The following is a 17231-nucleotide window of genomic DNA, read 5'->3' on the forward strand; positions in this document are numbered from 1 at the left end:
TCCTTTATTTTTACCTAATAATTTATTTTTAGAGTATGAAATTAAATAACATTGTTGTTTTTTGTGGTTCTAGTCTGGGCTTCAATGAAGTCTATAAAAATATTGCAGTTAATTTAGGTAGTTATTTTGCAAAAAATAATATTACCCTAGTTTATGGTGGTGGTAAAATAGGAATGATGGGTGCTATAGCCAGTGAAATTATTGAAAAAAGAGGTAAGGTTGTTGGGGTAATTCCTGATTTATTAAAGAAGGAAGAAGTAGTACATTCTAATATTTCAAAAATTATTATTACTAAAACAATGAGTGAACGTAAAGTAATAATGAGCAAAATGATTGATGGTTATATAACATTGCCAGGAGGATTTGGTACTTTAGATGAACTTTTTGAAGCTTTAACGTTACAGCAGTTACATATTGAACAAAAACCTGTTGGAGTATTAAATGTGAATGGTTTTTTTGATGCTACAATTAAACAGTTAGATTTTATGGTTAAAGAAGGGTTTTTGAAACCTGAAAATAGAGCTTTATTGTTAATTGATGAGACTATAGACGGATTAATGGAGAAGATGAAAAATTATACAGCTCCTGAAAAAACACATGTAATTAATAAAGTTGTAAGCTAAATGACGATTAATTGTAAAGGAAATTTAATAGATCTATCATCTCCAAAAGTTATGGGGATTTTAAATATTACTCCAGATTCGTTTTTTGATGGTGGAAAATATAATTCAGAGAAAGATATAATACACCAAGTAGAAAAAATGTTGAACGAAGGTGCTACTTTTATTGATGTCGGCGCTTATTCGTCTAGGCCTGGTGCAAAGCATATTTCTGAACAAGAAGAATTACAACGAATTGTACCAGTAATAGAGTTGTTAACGAAAGAATTCCCTGAAATTCTTATTTCAATTGATACTTTTAGGAGTAAAGTAGCTGAAGAAACAATTTTAAAAGGAGGTGCAATTGTCAATGATATCTCAGGAGGTGCAATGGATGCTAATATGTTTACAACAATTACAAAATTACAAGTACCTTACATAATAATGCACATGCAGGGTACTCCACAAAACATGCAAGCCAATCCGCAGTATGATAATATAGTAAAAGAAGTGATTTCCTTTTTTGCGGCGCAGTTATTTAAACTTAAAGAAAAAAAAGTGAATGATGTTATTATTGATGTTGGTTTTGGTTTTGGAAAAACAATAGCTCATAATTTTGAATTATTAAAAAATTTAGAGTTATTTAAAAACTTAGATGCACCTATATTAACAGGTGTCTCTAGAAAATCTATGCTATATAAAACCTTAGGTTGTTCAGCCAAAGAGGCATTAAACGCTACTACAGTGGCGAATACAATTGCTTTAATGAATGGTACACATATATTGCGTGTACATGATGTGAAAGAAGCTGTAGAAGCTGTTACTATTTTTAATCAATTGTAGAAAATTAAATGTAATGAAAAGAAGAAAATTTTTAAAAAAATCTATTTTTGGTACTATAGGCTTAGGTTTGTTAACTGGTTTGTATACATGGCAAATAGAACCTTTTTGGTTAGAGTTTGTTAAGAAAAAAATGCCAATTAAAAATTTACCTTCCGCATTAGAAGGCAAAACATTAATGCAAATAAGCGATGTGCATATTGGTAACAGATTTGACTATCAGTACATCATAGATAGTTTTAAAAAAGCGCAAAAGTATAATCCTGATTTTGTAGTATATACTGGAGATTATGTTAGTTATGAGAATGAAGAACAATTTACTCAGTTAGAAACAGTTTTAAAACATGTAGTAAAAGGAAATTTAGGAACAGTAGGGGTTTTAGGAAATCATGATTATGGACATAATTGGCTAGAACAAAATGTAGCAGATAAAATAACAAGTTTACTTGAACAATCTGGAGTTACCATTTTAAGTAATACTCATAAAGAAGTAGCTGGTTTAAATTTTATAGGATTTGATGATTATTGGGGGCTTAATTTTAATCCTGAAAAGGCGATGGCTACTTTTGATATAAACAAAGCGAATGTAGCATTATGCCATAACCCAGATGTATGCGATATAGATATATGGAGGGGGTTCAATAGCTGGATACTTTCTGGACATACTCATGGTGGGCAATGTAAAGCACCTTTTTTACCACCACCTATGCTTCCTGTTAAAAATAAAAAGTATTCTTCAGGTGAAATTGATTTAGAAGATGGTAGAACTTTGTACATAAATAGAGCAGTGGGACATTTATGGCAAGTGCGATTTAATGTAAGGCCAGAAATAACTGTTTTTGAACTAACAAATGCTTAAAAAGTGTTGTTTTAAAAATTAGTACATTTACAAAAACTCTACTAAAAACATAGATTTGGATTTTATTGATTTTTCTTTTTTAGATGTATTAGATATTATTTTAGTAGCTGCTCTTTTATATTATATATACAAGTTATTAAAAGGTACAGTAGCTATAAATATCGTAATAGGTATTGCATTTATTTTTATAATATGGAAGATGACTCAAGCACTAAATATGGAAATGTTGAGTGGTATTTTAGGGTATTTATTATCTGGTGGAGTTATTGCTTTAATTATTGTATTTCAGCAAGAAATAAGAAAGTTTTTATTAATGATAGGAACTACTAATTTTTCAACTAAAAGAGGTTTTTTAACTCAGTTAAAATTTTTACAATCTGAAATTAGTTTTGAGGTTGATACAGAAGTAATTTTAAATGCCTGTGTTAATTTATCAAAAACGAAAACAGGAGCATTAATTGTAATTGAACGAACTAATAATTTAGATTTTTTAGTAAGTACAGGTGACAAAATGAACGCATTAGTAAACGAAGCAATTCTTGAAAGTATTTTTTATAAAAACAGCCCTTTACATGATGGAGCTACAATAATTAGAGATAATTATGTGGTAGCAACTCGTGTGATTTTACCAATTTCTGATAATTCACAAATACCTTCTCGTTTTGGTTTACGTCATAGGGCAGCAATAGGAGTTTCAGAGAAAACGGATGCTATTTGTATGTTAGTCTCTGAAGAAACAGGGGAAATTTCATATATAAAAGATGGAGGTTTTGAGCTATACAACAGCTTAGAAGAATTATCAAAAAAACTCCAAAAAGACGTAATGGAATAAAAAAAGATTCTTCAATATGAAGAACCTTTTTTATAACTAAATATAGTTAAATATGCTTATTTAGCTGGTGCCATTTTTGATTGAATAGCACTCATTACGCTGTTAAATTTCTTAACACCATCAGCATCTAAAGTTTTTACTAACTCAGCACCTTTAGTAGCTAATTCAACACCTTTAGTAGCTAATTTAGAACTTTTAAGAACATCACCTTTAGCAGCAATATAATCTTTAGCATAAGTAGCATAATCTTTTAAGTGTTGTTCTACTTTTTCGTTATCAAAACTAGGAATAGAAATACCTTCTAAAGCAGATTGTACAGCTTCAGCAGCTTTATCAACAGTTTCTTCAGCTTTTTCAACTACTTTAGTAGCAGCTTCTTTTGTAGCTTCAGTAACTTTTTCAGTAGCCTCTACAGTTGCTTCTTTTGCTTCCTCTTTTGCCTTTTTACATGAAGTTGCTAATAATGAAGCAACAACAAACGCAGATAAAATTACTTTTTTCATCGTTTTATGATTTTTAGTTTTTAAGATTGAGTAACAAATGTAACATTTTGAAGTTTGTAATCAAACTTATTCAGTGCTTTCATCACTAAATTGTTTGTCATATAAGTTTCTGTAAAAACCATCTTTTTTCTGTAATAAATTTTTGTGGCTACCTTGCTCTACAATTAAGCCTTTATCCATTACAATTATCGTATCTGCTTTTTGGATAGTTGCTAATCGATGTGCAATAACAATAGAGGTTCTATTTTTTGTAATTAAATCAGTTGCATCTTGTATCATTTGTTCTGAATGAGAATCTACCGATGAGGTAGCTTCATCCAAAATTAAAATACTAGGTTTACTAACATAAGCTCTTAAAAATGCAATTAATTGGCGTTGACCAGATGATAGCATAGCACCTCTTTCTTTTACATTATAACTATAGCCATTAGGTAAGCTCATAATAAAATCATGAATACCAATTTGTTTAGCAGCAGTTATTACTTCTTCAGCTGAAATGGTAGTATCATTTAAAGTAATATTGTTATGAATAGTATCAGAAAACAAAAAAACATCTTGTAAAACTACAGCTACTTTTTTTCTTAGCGAGCTAATATTATACTGTTCTACAGGAATGGTGTCTACGGCAATTTCACCACTATCTATTTCGTAAAACCTACTAATTAAATTAATAATGGTAGACTTTCCAGCGCCTGTAGCACCTACAATAGCTACTGTTTCCCCTTTTTTAACATCAAAACTAATTCCTTTAAGTACTTCTTCACCTTTAATATAGCTAAAATGCACATCATTAAAAGTTATATTTCCTTTTAAATTAGTAGCTTCAATAGTTCCTTTTTTATCAATAGAACTTTCAGTGTCTATTACTGCAAAAACTCTTTCACCAGATACAATTCCCATTTGTAATTGGTTAAATTTATCGGCAATTTGACGCAAAGGGCGAAATAACATTTGTGCCATTTTTATAAATCCAATAATAGCACCAACAGTTACTGTGCTATTTTCTACCACTTGAAAACCTCCATACCAAACAATTAAACCTATAGCTATAGATGATAAAATTTCAGCAATAGGAAAAAATATTGAATAGTACCATACTGTTTTTATATGTGCTTTTTTATGTTTGTCATTAATTCCAACAAAATTTTTATATTCTATTTTTTCACGATTAAAAAGTTGAACAATTTTCATACCTGTTACCCTTTCTTGTACAAAACCATTTAGGTTAGCAACCTGGTTTCTAACATCTTGAAAAGTTGCTTTTATTGCAATTTGAAAAAGCTTAGTGGCGTAAATTAAAATTGGTAAAACAGCAAGAGCTATAAGTGCTAATTTCCAATTAATAACAAGCATAACTACAATAACAACAAGCATTTTTAAAATATCACTTACAATCATAAAAACACCTTGTGTAAAAAAATTGGCTATAGTTTCAATATCAGAAACTACTCTGGTTACTAGTCTACCAACCGAAGTTGTATCAAAGTAACCCATTTTAAAGTCCATTATTTTTTTAAAAACAGTTGCTCTTATGTCTCTAATAATGTGTTGTCCAACCCAGTTAGCATAGTATATAAACAAGAATTGCAAGGCAACTTGTATTAATAAAATAACTAACATTATTACTGTGTAGTTCAGTAACTGATTAAGGTTTTTTGTTGTTGTAAAATCATTTACAGCATGCATTAAAACATACGGGCTTGCCGCTGATGCAATAGCTAATAATATTGTTGAAATTACAGCTGTACCAAATTTTAATCGGTACTGTTTTGCAAAACTCATTAGTCTTACAAAAATTTTTAGATCAAATGCTTTTCCTGATTCTGTGCTCACTATATATAGTTATATGCTACGTTTGTTAAAAATAATCCTTTTGCTGGAACTGAAAGTCCTGCATTACTTCTGTTTTTACTCTCAATAATTTTTTTAAAATCATTAACTGATATTTTACCCATTCCAACATCTAATAAAGTACCTACAATTGCACGTACCATATTCCTTAAAAATCGATTGGCAGTGATATGAAAGGTTAATTCATTTTCATTAAGTACCCACTTAGCATTACTTATTTCACAAATAAAAGTATGAACATCTGTTTTTACTTTTGAAAAGCATTCAAAGTCTTCATATTCAAGTAATATCGTAGCTGCCTCATTCATAAGTTCAATATTAATATTCTTGTATTTATGATGCAGTTGCCAAGTAGTATCTAATAAAAAAGGATTCCTTCCAAGCCAAATTTTGTATTCATAACTTCTGCTAACAGCATCAAATCTTGCATGAGCATCTTCTTCAACAGGTATGGTATTGTAAATAACAATATCATTAGGTAAAACAACATTTAATTTATAGGTAAAATTAGCATCAATAATTTTTGATGTATCAAAATGAGCATACATTTGTGATGCATGAACTCCAGCATCTGTTCTACCTGCACCTACAACAGCAATATTACTTTGTAAAATTTTATTTATTGCGTTATTAATTTCTTCTTGTACGCTTATAGCATCTGGTTGAATTTGCCAGCCATGGTAGTTTTTTCCATTGTATGAAAGCTCAATAAAATACCTCAAAAAAATAATGTTTTAAATAGCTAAATTATGGAATTTTAACCGCATGATTTAGAAAAAGGAAAAGTTAATTTAAACAAGAATATTGATAAATTATATAAAACATAAAAATATGTGCAAAAAATTATGTTTTTATAATGGTTAAATAGTTTTTTTTTAGTATCTTTAGGGTATAAGACAATAAGTCCCCCCGTAAGTCTGACCCCTTAAGATATTGAACCCGCAATATATTTATATATTGCGGGTTTGCTTTTTTAATAATAAATTGCGCCATTATGAAAAAAGTCTTATTGTTATCAGATACTCATAGTTTTATTGATGAGCAAATACTAAAATTTGTAAAACAGGCCGATGAAGTTTGGCATGCTGGAGACATCGGTAATTTAGAGGTAACAGATACCTTAAAAAAGCACAAACCTTTAAGAGCTGTTTATGGAAACATTGATGATAAAGATGCCAGAGCTGAATTTCCGTTAGATGCTAAATTTATGGTTGAAGGAGTTTCTGTTTGGATAACACATATAGGTGGCTACCCGAATAAATATAATCAAAGAGTTAGAGAGGCTTTAAAAAATGACCCTCCTAAATTATTTATATGTGGCCATTCTCATATTTTAAAAGTTCAGTTTGATAAAAAACTAAACTTACTACATTTAAATCCTGGGGCAGCTGGTAAGCACGGATTTCATCAAGTACGAACTATGTTACGATTTGAATTAGAAAAAGGTGATATAAAAAATTTAGAAATTGTTGAGTTGGCTAAGCGGTAACCAAACTTCTGTTTTTTATAGGAACAGTAATAGTAGCTTTTGTTCCTTTTTCTTTGGCAGATTCTATTAAAAAATTTCCATTCATCATTTGAATTCTAGCTTCTATTTGATTTAAGCCTAATCCTGTTTTTATTTTATTGTCTTTATAATTAAAACCAATACCATCGTCTTCAATTAAAACAGAAAGAAATCCATTTTTATCTTCTAAAACAATATGAGCATTACTAGCTTTACTATGTTTTAAAATATTATTAATCAATTCGTGAATAACATTGTATAGTTTTATTTCAAATTCTTGATTATACCTACTAATGTTACTAATATTTGTATGAAAATGAAGCTCAGAATTTGAATATTTGCTACCAATATCTTTTATGGCATATCCTAAACCAAATTTTAAAAGAATAGACGAAACTAAATTATGAGAAAGATCTCTAACTTTTTGTGACGCTTCTAGAATAATTTGTTGCGTTTTTTCTAATTCAACAGGAGTATTACCGTTAAATTGTTTTTTTGTAGCACGTAAATGCATGTTGGCAGAAGATAGTAAAGCACTTACACTGTCGTGAAGAGTTTCTGCAATTTGTTTTCGCTCAGTTTCTTTACCGTCTATGGTAGCATTTAAAATTTTAATTTGAGATTCTGACTTAATACGGTCAATATTTTGCTCTTCTATTAATTTATTTTGAGATATTTTTAATTGTAAGTTATTTTGACGTAGTCTATAATTATAAATAACAACACCAGAGATAATTAAACCAAGAATACTTAAAATACTTACTAATAAAGTTGACTTATTTTTCTGAACTTTTAATAATTCGGTTTGACTTTTGACCAAATCAACTTTTTGTTGCTCCAATGTTTGTTGATGACCAGTTGTTATTTGAGCTATTATTTTTCTTACTTGTTTTTCTCTTTCTTTATCTTCAATTTCATAAGATTTTTCTTGGTAGTCATATGCTTTATAATCTTTTAAATTTCGAAGAGCCCAAGCTAAGTTGTAAAATAATTCAGCCTTTAAGCCAATTAGTTTTTCACTACTGTCATCTTCAATTAAGTCAATTCCTTTAAAATATAATTCTTTAGATTTAGAGTATTGATGCTGTACCAAATAGATATTTCCTAAGTTATTATATGCTCCTCCTAGATTTTTTTTATCATTATTTTTTTTATGAATTATAATTGATTTATTAGCATAATCCATTGCTAAATTATAAAGAGAATCAACTTGATAGATGCCAGAAATATTATAGTATGATATAGCCTTTAGTCTAGTAATTTTTTTATTTAAATCTTTTATGTTTTCTAATTTATTATAGAAATAAAAGGCGCTATCTTTATAGTGATTTGCTTGTTTTTTTGAATCGGAACTTGAATCGTTAGGTATGTTAAAACTTAATTTTTGATAAACACTTCCCAGGGAAAGGTATGCTTTAGAGTAAAAAAGATTTAAATTAGTTTTTTCAAATTTTCGAGAATAAACATCTGCTGATTTTATGGATTTTAAATGATATTTAATAGATTTATTAAAGTTATTAGTTTTATCATAGATATTGCCTAATAAACTTTCTGATTTGTATATTAATAATTTGTGATCTTGGTTTTTGCTTTGTTCATAGATATTTAATATGTCTTTTAAGGCATCACCGTAGTTAGTTTTGGAGTATTTTTCTAAAGCATTTTTATAAGCAATATTTAATATTGCTTTTTTTTGATCTATTTCAATAGAAAAAACAGCTTCATCATTGAGGGAAGCTGTTTTACTTTGTTTTTTATAAAAGAAATAGGATAAATATAATATTAACATAAAAGTTAATATAGTATAAACTTTTGTTTTCTTTTTTAATGTCATATTTATCTAAAATGATATTTTTTAACTTTCAAAATCTAATGATGCTAGTTCATTACCAATATGAACTTTAGGTTTTCTAGTTGACGATTCTGAAGTTCTTGCCATTTTATTTTTGTTAAATTTATGGTTTACAAAATCAATTTTTAATTGCTTGCTACTTGATACATTAAGGGTTCTTATGAATTTTGTGTTTTTACATAATCCAATAGATAAATGTACTTCGTATATTTCTTTTAGTTCATTATAAATAAATTCAGTTTGCACATTATTATTCACTTGAAAATCAAGAGTAAAAGTACCGTCTTCATTTTTAGTAACACTATAATTATTTAAAAACTCAGTGACTCCTTTTTTAGCAAAGGTAATGTTTTCATCTTCAACAGTAATTTGTGTTTTTTTACCATTATTATCTTCCAAAAAGCCAATTTTTAAAAAGTCGTTTTCTAGGTTGAAGTTATTGCTGTGTTTTTGGGCTTGTTTTTGTACAGCTTCTGATAATACTATTTCATTAGACTTATCAGAATTTTTAAAGGTGTTAACTTCTGTGTTTTCTTTTACATCAAAATCAATAGAGTACCTACCATTAGCATCTCTTTTTAAAGTATATGATTTTAATTTTGTTTCGTTTTTTTGCAATAATTCAGCGTCATTTTCAGTAGATGAACATGATGCAAAAATAAGAGTAAGAGCTAGGAAAAGTGGGGTAATTTTATTCATGCTTGCATTTTTTAAGGTTAATGATTTAAGGAAATTTGTTTAAGAGTTTAATTTTAAAAAAAAGGCGACGTACTTAGTATAGATTAATGGAGATACGGGGGACGTTCTCATAAATTAGGGGATAAAGAAAACAAAATGAAGGGGTTTTCTAAACTATGTTATATAATAACACGTACATCGCCAGATATATTTTGGTTGTTGTAGTTTTTAGCGACGTAATTAATTAGGAATTTATAGGTTTTGGGGGAGTTTTCTTTGGGGGCAAAGAAAAAATAGAATGAAAGGATTATACTATATTGTTCCTAACTGCATACATCGCTAAACCTACTACATTTTTCACTTTTAGTTTTTTATATAGGCTTCTGCGATATGTTTCAACAGTTTTTACACTTATTCTTAACTTATCGGCTATTTCAGATGAACTTTTTTCTTGGGCAATCAATGTTAACACTTCTAACTCTCGTTCAGTTAGGTCTTTGTGAGATTCCTCTCGTTTGATTTTATTTTTTGAACCGGTAACGTATAAATTAAAAAGTTTGCTTTTAATATCTTCATTAAAATATTGCAACCCTTTATTTACAGCTCTAATAGCGTCTACAATATGTTCGCTAGCAGAACTTTTTTCTAAAAATCCATTTGCACCTAGTACAATCATTTCTTGTACAAGCTTTGGATCACTTAAGCTAGATAAAATAATAGTTTTAATTTTTGTATCACGTTGTTGAAACGTTTTTAAAACATCTATTCCATCCATCTCTGGCATATTAATATCTAATATCAATATATCAGCAGTGTTTTTTTTAGACCAGTTTATCACTTCTCTTCCTGTTAAAGAAAAGCCTTCGACTTCAATGTCATCTTCGATATTTATTAGCGCTATCACTCCTTCTATAAGGATCTTATGATCATCGGCTATATGAACTTTAATCTTGTAACTCATTTGTTGTTTACGTTTACAAATTTATGAGAGAAGCAGAGTTCTCACAATACTCAATACCCCTAAACGGTGTTTCAGGGTTTTTACTAACGGTATCAGGGTAAACCCTTAGATACACTTTAACATTTGAAGGTTAATTTGTTGTTTTTTAAGTGTTTGCATAGTTTTTTAGCTTTGTTTTTTGTACAAGTTTAACTAAAATAATGTATCAAAAAGCATTTAAAATTATAAATTTTATTATTCTTATTAAAGAAACTTTTATATTAAAACTAAAAAAGAGAAAAAGTTATATGCTTGCAAAAAAAAGTAAATAAAAAACCGAGAATAAATTCTCGGTTTTATCGCACTAAAATATACTAAGATGTTAGGCTTATCGTAATCTATCAACAGATTTTACAAGATCTTCGTCCTTTTTAATTGCTTTATTAGCTAAAACTACTAGCAAAATAACAATAACAGGTAAGAACATCCCAATACCTTTCTCAGAAACAGTATTTTCTCCAGGTAATGTTAGCGATAAATAAATCAATAATCCTAATAAAAAAAGGTTTGTCAACATATTTAATCTACCTAATACAAATTGTAACTGTCTATTTTTAAATAAAAATATGGTAACAATTGATAATAAAGCAGAGGTGAAAAATAATACAGGAACTATTTTTTGAGAAATAGAATCACTAGTAAATAAGTCTATTATATATATAGGTGTATTTTCTTTAGCTTGTATCCATAAATTAACTAAAAAAGTTAATCCTCCAGAAATAGCACCTGCTAATAAAAGATATATTGATTGTATTCTTTGTATCATTTTTCCAAATTGGAAGGCAAAAATAACATTTCTTTTTTTAAAAAGAAATATTCCAAGTTAAATTATTTGTATATATTTGCCTTGTAAGTAACTACACATTAATTGTTATATACTTCATATAACTAACAATCAGATTATAAAACAAACAATAACTTTTTAAATTCTTTACTTATACAAAGTGAGAGGATTTTAACCAAATATTTTAACGAATGTTCGAGATTTCGGAATTAAAAGCTAAGAAACTTACTGATTTACAAGAAGTAGCCAAGAAAATTGGGTTAACTAAAACGAGTCAGTTAAAAAAGTTAGATTTAGTTTACAAAATTTTGGATGCTCAGGCTGAAGCTACTAGTAAAGAAGAAAAGCCGGCAAAAAAAGAAGCTCCAAAAGAAAAGCCAAAAAGAAAAAGAATTGCCAAAAATGCATCAGTTTCTCAAGAAAAGAAAGAGGAAGTTGTTGTAAATAAGCAAGAAGAACAAGTTGTTCCTAAAAAAGTTGAAAAGGCTCCAAAAGTAGAAAACACTCCTAAGAAAGAAGTAGCTGTAGATAAAAAAGAGGTAGTTGTTGAAAAAACAGTGAACAAGGAAGTTGTAAAGCCTAAAGGAACTAATAATAGAGGTAAAGACGCTCCAAAACCAAGAGAAAGAAGTAAAACTGAAGAGGTTAAAAGAACGGACGATAGAAAGCCGCAACATGCTCAAAATAATAGGCCTCAAAGAAATACTCAGAATAAGAACAACAATAATAATAACAACAATAAACATCATCAAAATAAAAATAATAACAACAAGCATCATCACAAGAGTGGTAATAAATACCGCGATCCTGATTTTGAGTTTGATGGAATTATAGAAAGTGAAGGTGTATTAGAGATGATGCCAGATGGATACGGTTTTTTACGTTCATCTGATTATAACTATTTATCATCACCTGATGATATTTATGTATCACAATCACAAATAAAATTATTCGGTTTAAAAACTGGAGATACTGTTTTAGGTAATGTGCGTCCTCCGAAAGAAGGAGAAAAATACTTTCCTTTAATCAGAGTGTCAAAAATAAATGGATTAAGTCCGAATATTGTACGTGATAGAGTGTCTTTTGAACATTTAACACCACTTTTTGCAAATGAGAAATTTAATTTAGCAGAAAGAGGAAGTTCACTTTCAACAAGAATAATTGATTTGTTTTCACCAATAGGTAAAGGGCAACGTGGTATGATCGTAGCACAGCCAAAAACGGGTAAAACAATGTTGTTGAAAGATGTGGCAAATGCTATTGCAGCGAATCACCCAGAAGTTTATCAAATAGTTTTATTAATTGATGAGCGCCCTGAAGAGGTTACTGATATGAAACGTAATGTACGTGGAGAAGTTGTAGCATCTACTTTTGATGAGCCAGCTGATAAGCATGTACGAGTTGCTAATATAGTTTTAGAAAAAGCAAAACGTTTAGTTGAATGTGGTCATGACGTAGTAATTTTATTAGATTCTATTACACGTTTAGCAAGAGCTTATAATACTGTAGCACCAGCTTCGGGTAAAATATTATCTGGAGGTATTGATGCTAATGCATTACATAAGCCAAAGCGTTTCTTTGGAGCAGCTCGTAATATAGAAAATGGAGGATCTTTAACCATTATAGCTACGGCACTTACTGAAACTGGTTCTAAAATGGATGAAGTTATCTTTGAAGAGTTTAAAGGTACTGGTAATATGGAACTTCAGTTAGATCGTAATATTTCTAATCGTAGAATTTACCCTGCAATTGATTTAATAAAATCAAGTACACGTAGAGATGATTTATTATTAGATGAGAAAACAGTAAAACGTATGTGGGTATTACGTAAGTATTTAGCTGATATGAACCCAATAGAAGCCATGGAATTTATTCAGCAACGAATAAAAACATCTATAAATAATGATGAGTTCTTAATTTCTATGAACGGATAGTTATAGAAATACAATATTATATATTTAAAAATCCTGCAAAATGCAGGATTTTTTTATTGAGGGTAAATAACTTTATCTAAAGGAATGTCAAATTCATTAATGTCTTCTATAGTGTCAATGGGTTTAAAAAAATTGAGACCTATAGTTTTTACATCTTTTTTACAGGAAGCCAAAAAACGATCATAAAACCCTTTTCCGTAGCCAACTCTATATTTTTTTGCATCAGAAATTAATAAAGGAACAAAAACTAAATCAATTTCTTTTACATTTATTTCTTTAGCATTAACAGGCTCAGGAACACCAAATTTGTTAAGTTCAAGTTTTGTATTCTCATCTAATAAGTAATGCGTTAAAGAGTCGTCATGAAAATTGCATCGACTTACAATTATCTTTTTATCAAGGTCTCTGAAGAATTTAATGATAGGAGTAGTGTTGATTTCATTAAACTTTTCCATTGATAAAAATAAATGAACATTCTTAATATTTGTTATCTTTATATTAAAAACTTGTTGGTAAATATTTTGCTCTAGCTCTTCTTTTTGAACATTCGATAAATCTTTTCTTCTTTGTTTGTATTGAATTCTTAAATCATTTTTTTTCATAGTACTATAAGGTGTCTAATTCAGTTTTTAGTTTTTTTGTAAGTCCTTTAACTACTAGGTTATATGAATGGTCAATCAATTCAAAGGCAAAATTATCAGAAACATCATTGTTTAAAATAACAGTGTTCCAGTGTTTTTTATTCATATGAAATCCTGGGTTTATACTATCGTAATTAGTACGTAATTCTTCGCTCCATTCAGGATTACATTTTAAGTTTATTTTCTGGTCTCCATTTTCCCACTTATCTAAACCTATGAGAGCATACATTTTTCCCATAACTTTAAATACTAAAGTAACATCATCAAAAGGAAAGTGTTCTGTTACTCCCTTTTTAGAATTACAGTAATTATGTAGTTGTTCTATGTTCATATTTATTTTTTAAAATGGTAACGATTAAAAAGATTGTAGATGTTATACCAAAAATAAGTAAAAAGTATTTGACTATGTTAATAGTGATAAACAAAGCAAAACCGTCAGAAATATCTGAATTGTCAATTTTTCTCTGCCAATTTACTAGTTGTTTTGAAGTTTCAATAAAGTAATAAGTAGCAAAAGATAAAATTGCTACTATTATTAAAAATACTTTTTTATTATGGTTGGGAGTATTGTTAATCAATTAACGTTATTTTTTCATTAGGAAGTTCCAATGAAGAGTAGTCTAATTTCCAGCCAATGGTTTCTACTAGGCTATTCATTAGCATAATTGCTTCTAAGGCTTCTCTATTGGCAGTTTGCATTAGGTTACTTTCTGGTACTTTTTGAGAAATGTGATCTTTGGCTTCAGCGTTAACCTTGGTTAAATCATCTGAACTAAATTTATTTAAAAAACCATTTTGAATATCATAAAAACGAATAGAAGGCTCTATTGAGAAAATTTCAGGTTGAGGAAATTCAGATAATGAAATTGTTTTGCTTTTAGTATCTGCTAACATTTTAATTTTTCTAAAATCAAAACCAATAAGAACTTTAGCGTTAATTAATATAATAGCTTTCTTTTTACTGGTAAAAAGTCCAAGGAACTTTTCTTGGGAGTTTTCATGATGGTATATTTCTGCGAACTCTCCTTCAACAGTTATTAGTTTTGAAACTTTTTTAATTTTATCTAACAAAACAACAGATTGTTTTTGTGTTAGATTTTTTTTACTACTTAGTGCAAATTTTTGAAATATAAAATAAGAAGCAATAGCTCCTCCAGCCAAACCTAAAAAAAGTAATTCCATAAATACGAAGTTACAAAAAGTTATTATTCTTAATTATTAAAAAATAATGTAAAAAATAAAACCTTGTAAACGTATAGAGTTTACAAGGTTTTTGATTTGATATAGTCCAGGTGGCAGGATGATAACTAAACCGCCACTATGTAGTAATATCAATGCTTTACGGAATAGATTAAAACAGTGTGAACCGAATTGTTGACCTATCTGTTAGATTGAAATAGTATTTTTTATCTGAACGTCTCTATACAAATTTACGATTTTAACTATATTAAAACTAGGTAAATAGCATCATTTTTTATGATTAATTAATCAAGTATTTGTTGACTATTTCCTCTTCAATTCCACTATACTCAGCGAATTCTTTAATTGTAATAAATTGATAAGATTCTTTTCCAAAGAAGTTTAAAATGTTTTCTCGAATATTGACATTGCTTTTTATGTAAAATGTAAAAGAGTAAGTTTTAAAACCTATATCCAAAGCCATATGTAATATGAAGATCATTATTTTGTATACCTTCTAAGACTATACTCTCATAGTAATTATTTAATGATAACCTTGCATATAAGCCTTTGAAAAGAAGAATTTTTGTGTTAAAATCTAACCATAAGCGTTGATAATTCGATTTTGTGATATCAAGATGGTAAATGCTGAATACGTTAAAAATAATTTTATCTTTAAAAGGGTTGAATGAAGCATTTAGTCCAAAATTGATATTCATTCCGTTTATTTCATTACTACTATGACTATCAAAGTCTTTGAAGTTTGTACCATTAAATTTTTGCCAAGAATAACCAATTAATACCCTTGGATAGACTGTTATTTTTCCATTATCAATCAATTTATATTGAATACCAATTAAAGGCTTTATAGAACTTCTTAATTTTTTAATTCGTAATGTTTCAAAATAAAAACCTATTATTGGGTTCCATTTTTTGTTAATTTTCAACATAAAATAATTACTAGTTCTGTAATCGTTCTCTTTTGAATTACCTCCAGCTGTTCCGTATATGTACCTGTTTTTAGATTGGAAATTTGTTTTCCCTGAATGACTTTCAATCTTAAAATTAGCATTATTAATCAATAAAACACGCTGAGTGTTACCAGTGAAAACATTACCAGTAAAATTAATATCGGTTGTAAATTTGTGTTGCTTAGTATCTTGTGAAAAAATACTTAAAGAACATACTATACTTAGAAATATTACACTTGTGATTTCTTTTTTCATTTTTTTAATTATAAAATACTATTTCTAAGAACCTTTGCTTTCTATACTAGAATTTCCTCTTTGTTTTTGAATAAAAAACAGCGCTAAAAGAACCAATATCATTCCAGGAATATATGCAAATTCAAATGTTTCTATTTTAATTAAGGCGCCAATAATCACAACTATAATAGGAGTTAGAAAACCATAAGCGCTTACTTTGGTTGCTCCAATTTTTACTACACCGTATTGAAGAAGAAAAAAAGTAAGTAGTGTAGAAAAAAAAGATAAATATAATATTCCTCAATATACTTTAGAGTCTAATATTAACCAATCGGTTTCTAAGACATCTTTCCAAGAAAATAATAGAATGCATAAACTCCCTATTAATAGTACCCAAAATGTCATTACTTCTAAAGGTTCTTTTTTATAAAGCCTTTTTACAAGGGGGTTATAGAAACCAAGGGTGAGCGTTCCTATAAAAAATATTAAATCACCATAATTTAAATCCAATGATAGCATTGAGTTTAGACTTCCTCTAAACACAATCCAAAGAGCACCAATAGTACCAATAATTAAACCTATTGCTTGTGTTTTCTCTGTTAGTTCTTTATTTATTATATAAGCGAGTATCGCTGTAATGGCAGGTAAAATAGTATATATAGCTCCTGTATTAAGTGCAGTAGTATATTTTAAACTTTCGAACATACACCAAAAGAAAATTACCAAAGGAAGGCTCAAAATAAAATAGCCGAAAAGGGTTTTCTTATTTGGAATACTTTCTTTTTTTCTAATAATAAACGGAAGAAAGAACAATGCCGAAAGGAAAAATCTTAAGAAGAGTAATAGTTCAGGAGATAAAGCATCTGTTATTAATGCTGCGATGGGGAAAGATGATGCTGCCAATATACTCATGACAATCATTAATATGTGGACAAAAGATGATGATTTTACAAAAGATTTTTTCATT

At 28.6% G+C, this 17231-nt stretch carries 20 protein-coding genes; 6 read left to right on the forward strand and 14 right to left on the reverse strand.

The window, feature by feature from the left end; genetic code table 11:
* Window positions 1–35 precede the first annotated feature (35 nt).
* From DS884_RS17830 to cdaA, 4 genes are read left to right on the forward strand one after another with little or no spacing between them, the layout of a single operon-like run.
* The gene (locus DS884_RS17830; protein WP_113787728.1) at window positions 36–623 is read left to right on the forward strand and encodes a TIGR00730 family Rossman fold protein; all 588 of its coding nucleotides are present in this window, start codon (window positions 36–38) and stop codon (window positions 621–623) included.
* A complete protein-coding gene (folP, locus tag DS884_RS17835; RefSeq protein WP_113787729.1) occupies window positions 624–1442 on the forward strand; it encodes a dihydropteroate synthase in 819 nt (272 codons plus the stop codon).
* A gap of 13 nt (window positions 1443–1455) precedes the next feature.
* Window positions 1456–2298 (forward strand): metallophosphoesterase, encoded by an 843-nt coding sequence (locus DS884_RS17840; protein WP_113787730.1) that lies wholly within the window; start codon window positions 1456–1458, stop codon window positions 2296–2298.
* A 49-nt stretch (window positions 2299–2347) separates the two neighbouring features.
* Window positions 2348–3130, forward strand: coding sequence for a diadenylate cyclase CdaA (gene cdaA, locus DS884_RS17845; RefSeq protein ID WP_199488233.1), 783 nt, complete (start codon window positions 2348–2350; stop codon window positions 3128–3130).
* 56 nt (window positions 3131–3186) lie between these two features.
* Here cdaA and DS884_RS17850 read toward each other — a convergent pair whose 3' ends face one another.
* The 3 genes from DS884_RS17850 to truA form a co-directional block, all read right to left on the reverse strand.
* The gene (locus tag DS884_RS17850) at window positions 3187–3633 is read right to left on the reverse strand and encodes a hypothetical protein (protein WP_093869125.1); all 447 of its coding nucleotides are present in this window, start codon (window positions 3631–3633) and stop codon (window positions 3187–3189) included.
* A gap of 66 nt (window positions 3634–3699) precedes the next feature.
* Complete coding sequence (locus DS884_RS17855) at window positions 3700–5415, reverse strand: ABC transporter ATP-binding protein (protein WP_369813904.1); 1716 nt, start codon at window positions 5413–5415, stop codon at window positions 3700–3702.
* Window positions 5416–5465: 50 nt separating this feature from the next.
* A complete protein-coding gene (truA, locus tag DS884_RS17860) occupies window positions 5466–6206 on the reverse strand; it encodes a tRNA pseudouridine(38-40) synthase TruA (protein ID WP_113787732.1) in 741 nt (246 codons plus the stop codon).
* A gap of 272 nt (window positions 6207–6478) precedes the next feature.
* Here truA and DS884_RS17865 point away from each other — a divergent pair, with 272 nt between their 5' ends.
* A complete protein-coding gene (locus DS884_RS17865; protein WP_113787733.1) occupies window positions 6479–6973 on the forward strand; it encodes a metallophosphoesterase family protein in 495 nt (164 codons plus the stop codon).
* On the opposite strand, the gene DS884_RS17870 is transcribed toward DS884_RS17865, so the two are convergent.
* The 4 genes from DS884_RS17870 to DS884_RS17885 form a co-directional block, all read right to left on the reverse strand.
* Window positions 6963–8780, reverse strand: coding sequence for an ATP-binding protein (locus tag DS884_RS17870; protein WP_158530878.1), 1818 nt, complete (start codon window positions 8778–8780; stop codon window positions 6963–6965). The genes DS884_RS17865 and DS884_RS17870 overlap by 11 nt on opposite strands.
* Window positions 8781–8846: 66 nt before the next feature.
* Window positions 8847–9542, reverse strand: a complete 696-nt coding sequence (locus tag DS884_RS17875) for a hypothetical protein (protein WP_113787735.1) — start codon at window positions 9540–9542, stop codon at window positions 8847–8849.
* 286 nt (window positions 9543–9828) lie between these two features.
* Window positions 9829–10482, reverse strand: coding sequence for a response regulator transcription factor (locus DS884_RS17880; RefSeq protein ID WP_093869119.1), 654 nt, complete (start codon window positions 10480–10482; stop codon window positions 9829–9831).
* A 367-nt stretch (window positions 10483–10849) separates the two neighbouring features.
* Window positions 10850–11287, reverse strand: a complete 438-nt coding sequence (locus tag DS884_RS17885; protein WP_113787736.1) for a DUF4293 domain-containing protein — start codon at window positions 11285–11287, stop codon at window positions 10850–10852.
* A gap of 209 nt (window positions 11288–11496) precedes the next feature.
* Between DS884_RS17885 and rho the strand changes: the two genes are divergently transcribed.
* Window positions 11497–13239, forward strand: a complete 1743-nt coding sequence (gene rho, locus DS884_RS17890) for a transcription termination factor Rho (RefSeq protein WP_113787737.1) — start codon at window positions 11497–11499, stop codon at window positions 13237–13239.
* 53 nt (window positions 13240–13292) lie between these two features.
* Here the strand turns inward: rho and DS884_RS17895 are convergent, their stop codons facing one another.
* The 7 genes from DS884_RS17895 to DS884_RS17930 all read right to left on the reverse strand — a co-directional run bounded on the left by DS884_RS17895 (window position 13293) and on the right by DS884_RS17930 (window position 17230).
* Entirely contained in the window at window positions 13293–13841 is a 549-nt protein-coding gene (locus DS884_RS17895) for a 5-formyltetrahydrofolate cyclo-ligase (protein WP_093869116.1), read from the reverse strand.
* Between the two features lie 4 nt (window positions 13842–13845).
* Complete coding sequence (locus tag DS884_RS17900; protein ID WP_093869115.1) at window positions 13846–14211, reverse strand: MmcQ/YjbR family DNA-binding protein; 366 nt, start codon at window positions 14209–14211, stop codon at window positions 13846–13848.
* On the reverse strand, window positions 14189–14458 hold the full coding sequence (locus tag DS884_RS17905) for a hypothetical protein (protein WP_113787738.1): 270 nt from the start codon (window positions 14456–14458) through the stop codon (window positions 14189–14191). The genes DS884_RS17900 and DS884_RS17905 overlap by 23 nt, the downstream gene beginning before the upstream one ends.
* Entirely contained in the window at window positions 14451–15062 is a 612-nt protein-coding gene (locus DS884_RS17910) for a DUF4230 domain-containing protein (protein WP_093869113.1), read from the reverse strand. The genes DS884_RS17905 and DS884_RS17910 overlap by 8 nt, the downstream gene beginning before the upstream one ends.
* A gap of 458 nt (window positions 15063–15520) precedes the next feature.
* The gene (locus DS884_RS17920; protein ID WP_113787740.1) at window positions 15521–16285 is read right to left on the reverse strand and encodes a DUF481 domain-containing protein; all 765 of its coding nucleotides are present in this window, start codon (window positions 16283–16285) and stop codon (window positions 15521–15523) included.
* Window positions 16286–16309: 24 nt separating this feature from the next.
* Window positions 16310–16561, reverse strand: coding sequence for an EamA family transporter (locus DS884_RS18815; protein ID WP_113787741.1), 252 nt, complete (start codon window positions 16559–16561; stop codon window positions 16310–16312).
* A gap of 3 nt (window positions 16562–16564) precedes the next feature.
* Window positions 16565–17230, reverse strand: coding sequence for a DMT family transporter (locus tag DS884_RS17930; protein ID WP_113787742.1), 666 nt, complete (start codon window positions 17228–17230; stop codon window positions 16565–16567).
* Window position 17231 lies beyond the last annotated feature (1 nt).

This window comes from Tenacibaculum sp. E3R01, from assembly GCF_003318185.1.
Taxonomy (GTDB): domain Bacteria; phylum Bacteroidota; class Bacteroidia; order Flavobacteriales; family Flavobacteriaceae; genus Polaribacter; species Polaribacter halocynthiae.

Excerpts from the sequence above, each read along its gene's own strand:
- DS884_RS17910 (WP_093869113.1), bottom strand. The coding sequence starts at position 15,062 with ATGGAATTACTTTTTTTAGGTTTGGCTGGAGGAGCTATTGCTTCTTAT.
- DS884_RS17920 (WP_113787740.1), bottom strand. The coding sequence starts at position 16,285 with ATGAAAAAAGAAATCACAAGTGTAATATTTCTAAGTATAGTATGTTCT.
- DS884_RS17875 (WP_113787735.1), bottom strand. The coding sequence starts at position 9,542 with ATGAATAAAATTACCCCACTTTTCCTAGCTCTTACTCTTATTTTTGCA.
- DS884_RS17865 (WP_113787733.1), top strand. The coding sequence starts at position 6,479 with ATGAAAAAAGTCTTATTGTTATCAGATACTCATAGTTTTATTGATGAG.
- DS884_RS17870 (WP_158530878.1), bottom strand. The coding sequence starts at position 8,780 with ATGTTAATATTATATTTATCCTATTTCTTTTATAAAAAACAAAGTAAA.
- DS884_RS17850 (WP_093869125.1), bottom strand. The coding sequence starts at position 3,633 with ATGAAAAAAGTAATTTTATCTGCGTTTGTTGTTGCTTCATTATTAGCA.
- DS884_RS17885 (WP_113787736.1), bottom strand. The coding sequence starts at position 11,287 with ATGATACAAAGAATACAATCAATATATCTTTTATTAGCAGGTGCTATT.
- DS884_RS17880 (WP_093869119.1), bottom strand. The coding sequence starts at position 10,482 with ATGAGTTACAAGATTAAAGTTCATATAGCCGATGATCATAAGATCCTT.
- DS884_RS17840 (WP_113787730.1), top strand. The coding sequence starts at position 1,456 with ATGAAAAGAAGAAAATTTTTAAAAAAATCTATTTTTGGTACTATAGGC.
- DS884_RS17895 (WP_093869116.1), bottom strand. The coding sequence starts at position 13,841 with ATGAAAAAAAATGATTTAAGAATTCAATACAAACAAAGAAGAAAAGAT.
- DS884_RS17900 (WP_093869115.1), bottom strand. The coding sequence starts at position 14,211 with ATGAACATAGAACAACTACATAATTACTGTAATTCTAAAAAGGGAGTA.
- DS884_RS17830 (WP_113787728.1), top strand. The coding sequence starts at position 36 with ATGAAATTAAATAACATTGTTGTTTTTTGTGGTTCTAGTCTGGGCTTC.
- DS884_RS17855 (WP_369813904.1), bottom strand. The coding sequence starts at position 5,415 with ATGAGTTTTGCAAAACAGTACCGATTAAAATTTGGTACAGCTGTAATT.
- folP (WP_113787729.1), top strand. The coding sequence starts at position 624 with ATGACGATTAATTGTAAAGGAAATTTAATAGATCTATCATCTCCAAAA.
- rho (WP_113787737.1), top strand. The coding sequence starts at position 11,497 with ATGTTCGAGATTTCGGAATTAAAAGCTAAGAAACTTACTGATTTACAA.
- DS884_RS17930 (WP_113787742.1), bottom strand. The coding sequence starts at position 17,230 with ATGAAAAAATCTTTTGTAAAATCATCATCTTTTGTCCACATATTAATG.